Source organism: Thermococcus sp. (genome assembly GCF_026991495.1).
Lineage (GTDB): Archaea > Methanobacteriota_B > Thermococci > Thermococcales > Thermococcaceae > Thermococcus.
In genome coordinates this window covers 20,899-27,095 of sequence record NZ_JALXBJ010000013.1, presented here as the reverse complement: position 1 = coordinate 27,095, position 6,197 = coordinate 20,899, and the positions used below count along the sequence as shown (strand labels likewise).

Sequence of the window (6,197 nt, the reverse complement as noted above, 5' to 3'; positions counted from 1 at the left end):
AAGCCTCATCAACGACCTCAACTTGAATACCATACTCCTCGGCAACTTCCTTGAGACGCTTAATAACGTAATTAAACCGCCAGACGTGAGAGAGAATGAAATTCTGCCTCGCTCCCTTATCAGAGTTTCTGGCGATTCCCTTTGGATAACCCACGACAATCCTTGAAACTCCGAGGTGATACAGTCTTTCAACAGTTTGTCTCACGGCAGTGTTAATGTAGTGCCTCGCTTGGAGTTTAGCCTTCTCGTGCAGTTTTTTGAGTTTTCTACTCGTTCTTGCTCCACTCTTGTTGAGTTTAGACTGGTAGTCAGCGATGACCTTCCTAAAGTAGAAGGCAATGGCTTTCAACGGTCTTCCATTCACGAGAAAGCTTTCACCGTTTTCCACGTAAACGGCCATTAGGTTGTTCACTCCCAAGTCAATTCCAGCTGAAAGGTTTCCCAAGGGTTGTCTTGGAACGCTTACCCATTCACCATTGATTAGCTTCTCCTCCACCGTGATGCTAACGTGAGCATACCACCTCCGCTTAATGGCATCGTAGGTGATTTCCAATCTTCCCTGCTTGCCTTTCAAGTGTATTCTGCCTTTAAACTGGATTTCTAATCGTTTGAATTTTCCAAGGCCTTTGAGGATTAGCTTATTCCCATTAATCTTGTATTGGTCGTTTCTAAGGACGATTAAGGGTTCCCTCGTCCCATCTTTTTTGAGATAGTTTGGTGGTTTTGGTTTGAACCAGCCGGAGAGTTCCCCGTTCCGCTTCTTTCGAAGAAGGGAGAAGAAGCTTCTCCAACTTTCGGCGTTTTTTCTGGCTATTTGCTGGACTGTTGCAGAGCCGATTTCCTTCTTGAACTCTTCATAAACTATCTTTTCGGTTTTGTTGAAGTCCACTGGTCTGCCCTCAAAGAATTCTTGCCGTCTTAGATAGTTTACTCTGTTCCAGACTTTTGCTCCAGTGTCGGCTAACTCGAAGAGGATTTTCTCCTGCTCTTTGCTTGGATGGAGTTTTATGGTTACTGTCCGCTTCATTTCAAAGTATGGTATTGTCCTTAGGCTTTAAAATAGTTTGCTTTCCTGTTTAAGGGCTGGTTTTAGAATTACTGCATCCCCGCCCTAAAGGGCGAGGCTTTCAGAAGAAAAATGTAGCCCGACGCTACGTACTCCCACGGCAAGGGTCAAAAGCCCCGAGTAAGCCAATAGCGTGTTCCTCCTCTGAAGGGCTAGAATGACACCAACAGCCATCAAAATGAGCACTGCCAGCATAAGAGAAGCCTTCAGCTTTGTACCATACCCCCCATTGCCAGTGCAGACCAACGAGAAGAGAAGAACCAGAAAAACACCCGCTAGGAGCAGAGATGCCTTACCTTCGGGCTTCATTTTCTTGACCCCTCAGACCTCTCAAATCCGTGCCCTTCATAAAGCCGGGGCCTGACGTTCGGCTGAAGGACATCGTCCAGAATTTTATCGGCCCTTTCAAGCGCTCCGCTCTGGATGAGCGCCACGAAGACGGCCCAGAGGGGTGCCCCAGCTACTACCGGCCAGATGTCACCAATGGAGACCTCAAAGAATGGTGTGAGCGCCAGTCCACTGACCGCTCCAACCGGATACAGCAACGCGGTTCTTAGCCACTCACGGGGGAGGTTAAGGTTGCTGATAACGAGAAATGGGACGAGGTAGAAGGAGAGGAAAAGGAAGAGGCCGAACTTGATGCCCGTTAGGAGACCTTCCCCTCCACCCACGATTGCACCGAGTCCTGTGTAGAACAGAAAGGTGGGCACGGCCATTTTAGGCGAAAGCCCATCCATTTTCCCACCAAGTGAGTATTGCGCGGTTTTGTATAAATCCCTTCTTTTCGACCCACATCGAAAGGCTCAAAAGACTTTTATAGTTGTCTCCCCTACAGGGAGTTGGACAAACGTCAACGGTGATGACCATGGAAGCACTTGAGAGGGCCCTTAAGTGGGCTGAGGAAAACCTGAAGGCCGAGTACATAGAGCTCCGCTACGAGGACCTAAGGAAGACAACGCTCGGTCTCAAGGACGGCGTTTTTACGAGCTTCACAGGAAAGCTCCACAGGGGAGTTGCCATTAGGGTTTTAGCCGATGGCGCCTGGGGTTTCGCCTCGACGAGCGAGCTGAACAACCTTGAGAAGAAAATTGAAGAGGCCTACAAACTGGCGAAGGCGGCCGCTGAGACCAAGAAGGAGAAAATCCAGCTGGCGGATATAAAGCCCGTCCAGGACTTAGTGAAGAGCAAGATGCGCGTTAAGCCGAGGGAGGTCGACATCGAGGAGAAGGTGGGCCACCTTCGGGAGCTTGAAAGGCTCCTGAAGGGGGACAAGGCCGTCAAAAGCGTCCAGATACGCTACGAGGACGGCGGGGGTAAAAAGCTCCTCCTCACCAACGAGGGAACAGCGATAGAGTGGGACTACAACTACCTCTACCAGGGAGCGTACGTTACCGGAAAAGCCGATGGGAAGCTCGCGATGGCGAGGGACAGCATTGGCTCGGTTGACTACGGCTGGGAGCTTATGACCGAGAGGGAACCCAACGAGAAGGTTGCCGGGAGGATTCTCAGGAAGATGCAGGGCCAGCTTAGAGGAGTAGCCCCTAAGCGCGGTGAGTGGCCGATAGTTGCCGGGCCTATAGTCGTCGGCATCATCGCCCACGAGGCCCTTGGCCACCTCGCGGAGGCAGACCTTACGATAAACTCCCCCTTCAAGGACTTAATCGGCAAGCAGATAGCTCCGGAGTACGTAACCATGAGCGAGCGCTACGTTGAGGGTGGCTTTGGAAACGACCGCTATGATGACGAGGGCGTTCCCGTTAAAGACATCCACATAATCGAGAACGGAATCCTCAAGGAGATTATGCTCAACCGCGAGTACGCGGCAAAGTGGGGCATGGAGCCAAACGGCCACGCCAGAGCTGAGAGCTACCGCTACCCGCCGATAATCAGGATGAGGAATACGGTCTTTGAGCCCGGTGACCACTCCTTCGAGGAGCTCATAGAGGACATCAAGTTCGGCTACTACGTCGTTGACTTCCGCGGTGGTCAGGCACAGCTTAACTCGGCCTTCCAGGTCGGAATCCAGGAGGGCTACGTCATTAGAAACGGCGAGATAGCCGAGCCGATAAGGGACACGTCAATAACAGGCGTCGCCATCGAGGCCCTCAAGAAGATTTCAGCGGTCGGCAAGGACTTCGGCCTTGAGGTCGGCTTCTGCGGTAAGGGACAGATTGCATTTGTAAGCTCAGGTGGCCCTCACATGCGCTTTGATGGAGGAATTCTAATCGGGTGAGGTGATTGCCATGGAGAACCTTCTTCGCTACGCCGAGAAGCTTTTCGACGAGGTTGAGATAGCGGTTTACCGCTCAAGGGAGGTCAGCGCAAACGTTGAGCTCAACGAGATTTCGATGGCATCAACGAGGAGCGGCGCTGTAATGGTAATCCGCGGAATAAAGGACAAGCGCCTCGGTCTGGCGATAGTTGACAGCGACGAGCCCTCAAGGGTGAGGGAAGCCATAGAGCAGGCGGCAAAGATGGCGAGGCTCAACAGCAGGGACGAGAAGTGGGTCTCCCTACCGGAGCCGGGGAAGTACAGGGAGAAGCCAAAGCCAAACTACGAGCTAAAGGAGGCCTCGCCCGATATACTCGTCGAGAAGCTCGTCCACGGCATAAGGCTTGCCCGGGAGAAAGATAAGAACGCGGTCGTTGCTGGAGGAGCAGGCGGAGTTTCCTGGGAGGAGAGGCACATCGTTAACTCCCACGGGATAGACGTCTTCCAGGAGGACGGAGCTTCCTACATTTACTTCGAGCTCGTCGGGAGGAAAGAAGGCGTAGTAACGCCCGGAATATTCGACTTCGACGCGAGGAGAGATTTAAACCTCGACGTTGAAGGAATCGTCGAGAGGGCGGTCAGAAAAGTTAAGTGGGCCTACAGCGTGAAGGCGAGCAAGAACGAGGAGGTGCCGGTAATCCTCGGCCCTTGGGCCATAGCGGGACTCCTCAGCTACGCTCTCCTTCCGGCCTTCAGCGGTGAGCGCTTAGTCAAAGAGACGACCCCATTAGCGGAAAAGGTCGGCGAAAGGGTAGCGAGCAAGGTTTTGACGGTCTACGACGACCCGTTCCACCCGCTCTCCTTAGAGCCGGCCATAGCGGATGGCGAGGGCGTGCCGACGAGGAGGAACGTCCTCATCGAGGAGGGAGCCTTCAGGGGCTTCGTCTGGGACAACTACTGGGCTAAAATTTACGGCACGGAGAGCACCGGCAACGGGAAGCGCGACCTGAGAAGCGGTGGAATAAACATCGGCTTCCACAACGTCGTCATAGAGAACGGGAAGCGCTCCCTTGAGGACCTAATCGGCGAGATCAAGCGCGGTTACTTCGTTGACGGCTTCCAGGGGGCACACTCAAGCAACCCGGACAACGGAAACTTCGCCGTAACCGCCAATCCGGCATTCCTCATCGAGGACGGCGAGGTTGTTGGTTCCAGCGTCTTCCTCATCGCCGGAAACGTTTACGAGCTTCTTAAACAGGCGAGCGAGGTAACGAAGGAGCAGACAGTAATGCCCTTCATGACGTCCATGACCGTTCCGCACGTCAAGTTCGAGAACGTGAAGATAGCGGGGAAGTGACTACTTTCCCTTTAGGGGGCCGCCATCCCCTTTTGCGGTGGCCCTTCTCTTTTTTATGCCTCTACCGGCTTCTCTCCCCTCGATTATCGCCCTCATCCAGCTTCCCCTCATGAACCACGCAAGCGCAAGGAGCGCCCCCAAGAAGTTGCTGAGTCCCATGCCGAAGAATACTCCCCTGCTCGTCATCCCGAAGAGCTCGGCAAGGGGGAGCCTGAGGTAGAGCGTTTTCTGGAGGAGCGGTAGGGTGAAAGCCACCGCTAAGGCCGGAACATAGCCGAAGAGGTAGCTCAAAGGTATCCTCAGCCCCCAGAGGCGGAGTATTCCTAAGAGCATCGTCTTTTTCGTGTGCCCTGCCGAGCTGAAGGTTCTGTTTACGACTATGAATATTCCATTGAAGAAGGGGACCGAGACGAGGAAGTACTCAAGGACTATTTTGCTCTCGGCTATAACCGCGGGGTCGTTCAGGAAAACACGGAAGATGGGTACGCGGAAGAGGCCTATTACCAGAACGGCCAGTCCGGCTATCGTGAAGTTCACCGCCATCGTCCTCTCCGCTATCGCCTTGGCCCTTCCATACTTCCTCGCTCCAACGTTCTGGGCTATCATAGTTCCCATCGCCATGCTTATTCCCCTCGATATGCTCGTGAGGAAGTTGACGAGCCTCGTGGTTATGACGTAAGCTGCATAGGTTACGTCTCCAAAGCCCATGATTATCCTCGTGAGAACTACGAAGCCGAAGCTGTTCGCTGATTGTCCAACGCTCGCTGGCAGGCCGACCCTGAAGATTTTAGAGTAGAACTCAAGGTCGGGCTTTAGGTTCTCAACGCTCAGCCTGAGGCCTATCTTTCCTTTAAAGAGAATCCAGAGGCCTATCGCCGAGCCAAGGGTGTTGGCTAAAATCGTCGCCAGCGCCGCGCCGGCAACACCGAGCCTCGGGAATGGGCCGAGGCCGAAGATGAAAACCGGGTCGAGAACTATGTTGACGCTCACTGTGAGGAGGGTTATCTTCATGGGCGTCTTCGTGTCCCCCGCGGCCCTGCTAAGCGCCGAGAAGGCCATGTACGTGAAAGCGAAGGGGACGCCGAGAAAGATTATCGTCGCGTAGGTCTTCGCGTAAGGATAGAGGGCGGAGGTTACCTTCATGAAGGCCAGCGCGTAGGGAAGTATCAGGAGGCTTAGAATTGCGGTGGCTGTTGCAAAGAAGAGCATGAGCGAGTACAGCGCTCCCGCGGAACGGTTGGCCCTCTCGTATTCTCCGGCACCTATGTACTGCCCGACGAAGGCGAAGCCGGCCGTAACGAACCCCATACCAAGGGCCATCAGGGTTCCTATTATCGGCCACGTTACCCCCGGCGCGGAGAGGGCTTCCCTCCCGAGCTTTCCGAGCCAGAAGGTGTCCGTTATGTTGTAAACCACCTGGACGAGGTTGTTCACAACAAGGGGGCCTGCTAACATGAGAAGTGTCTTTTCAATCGGCCCGTTCAGTATCTCCTCTCTCATCGCCCTGAGCTTTGCCCTCTCCATCGCCACCACGGTGAGACAGTAGTCGAAACGCACCAATA

Annotated in this window: 6 protein-coding genes; 2 read left to right on the top strand and 4 right to left on the bottom strand. The window is 53.8% G+C overall.

Annotated elements, in window-relative coordinates:
• The 3 genes from MVB78_RS01255 to MVB78_RS01245 all read right to left on the bottom strand — a co-directional run.
• A partial coding sequence (locus tag MVB78_RS01255) for a transposase (RefSeq protein ID WP_297487021.1) occupies window positions 1-1,027 on the bottom strand: 1,027 nt, incomplete at its 3' end.
• 84 nt (window positions 1,028-1,111) lie between these two features.
• Window positions 1,112-1,375, bottom strand: a complete 264-nt coding sequence (locus tag MVB78_RS01250) for a hypothetical protein (protein ID WP_297487018.1) — start codon at window positions 1,373-1,375, stop codon at window positions 1,112-1,114.
• Window positions 1,372-1,803, bottom strand: a complete 432-nt coding sequence (locus MVB78_RS01245) for a hypothetical protein (protein WP_297487016.1) — start codon at window positions 1,801-1,803, stop codon at window positions 1,372-1,374. Before MVB78_RS01245 ends, MVB78_RS01250 begins: the two co-directional genes overlap by 4 nt.
• Window positions 1,804-1,931: 128 nt before the next feature.
• Here MVB78_RS01245 and MVB78_RS01240 point away from each other — a divergent pair, with 128 nt between their 5' ends.
• Window positions 1,932-3,299, top strand: a complete 1,368-nt coding sequence (locus MVB78_RS01240) for a TldD/PmbA family protein (RefSeq protein ID WP_297487029.1) — start codon at window positions 1,932-1,934, stop codon at window positions 3,297-3,299.
• Window positions 3,300-3,309: 10 nt separating this feature from the next.
• Window positions 3,310-4,635, top strand: a complete 1,326-nt coding sequence (locus MVB78_RS01235; protein ID WP_297487014.1) for a TldD/PmbA family protein — start codon at window positions 3,310-3,312, stop codon at window positions 4,633-4,635.
• Here the strand turns inward: MVB78_RS01235 and MVB78_RS01230 are convergent, their stop codons facing one another.
• Window positions 4,636-6,159, bottom strand: coding sequence for an MATE family efflux transporter (locus MVB78_RS01230; protein WP_297487026.1), 1,524 nt, complete (start codon window positions 6,157-6,159; stop codon window positions 4,636-4,638).
• Between the last annotated feature and the right edge of the window lie 38 nt (window positions 6,160-6,197).

Excerpts from the sequence above, each read along its gene's own strand:
- MVB78_RS01250 (WP_297487018.1), bottom strand. The coding sequence starts at position 1,375 with ATGAAGCCCGAAGGTAAGGCATCTCTGCTCCTAGCGGGTGTTTTTCTG.
- MVB78_RS01245 (WP_297487016.1), bottom strand. The coding sequence starts at position 1,803 with ATGGATGGGCTTTCGCCTAAAATGGCCGTGCCCACCTTTCTGTTCTAC.
- MVB78_RS01240 (WP_297487029.1), top strand. The coding sequence starts at position 1,932 with ATGGAAGCACTTGAGAGGGCCCTTAAGTGGGCTGAGGAAAACCTGAAG.
- MVB78_RS01235 (WP_297487014.1), top strand. The coding sequence starts at position 3,310 with ATGGAGAACCTTCTTCGCTACGCCGAGAAGCTTTTCGACGAGGTTGAG.
- MVB78_RS01230 (WP_297487026.1), bottom strand. The coding sequence starts at position 6,159 with ATGGAGAGGGCAAAGCTCAGGGCGATGAGAGAGGAGATACTGAACGGG.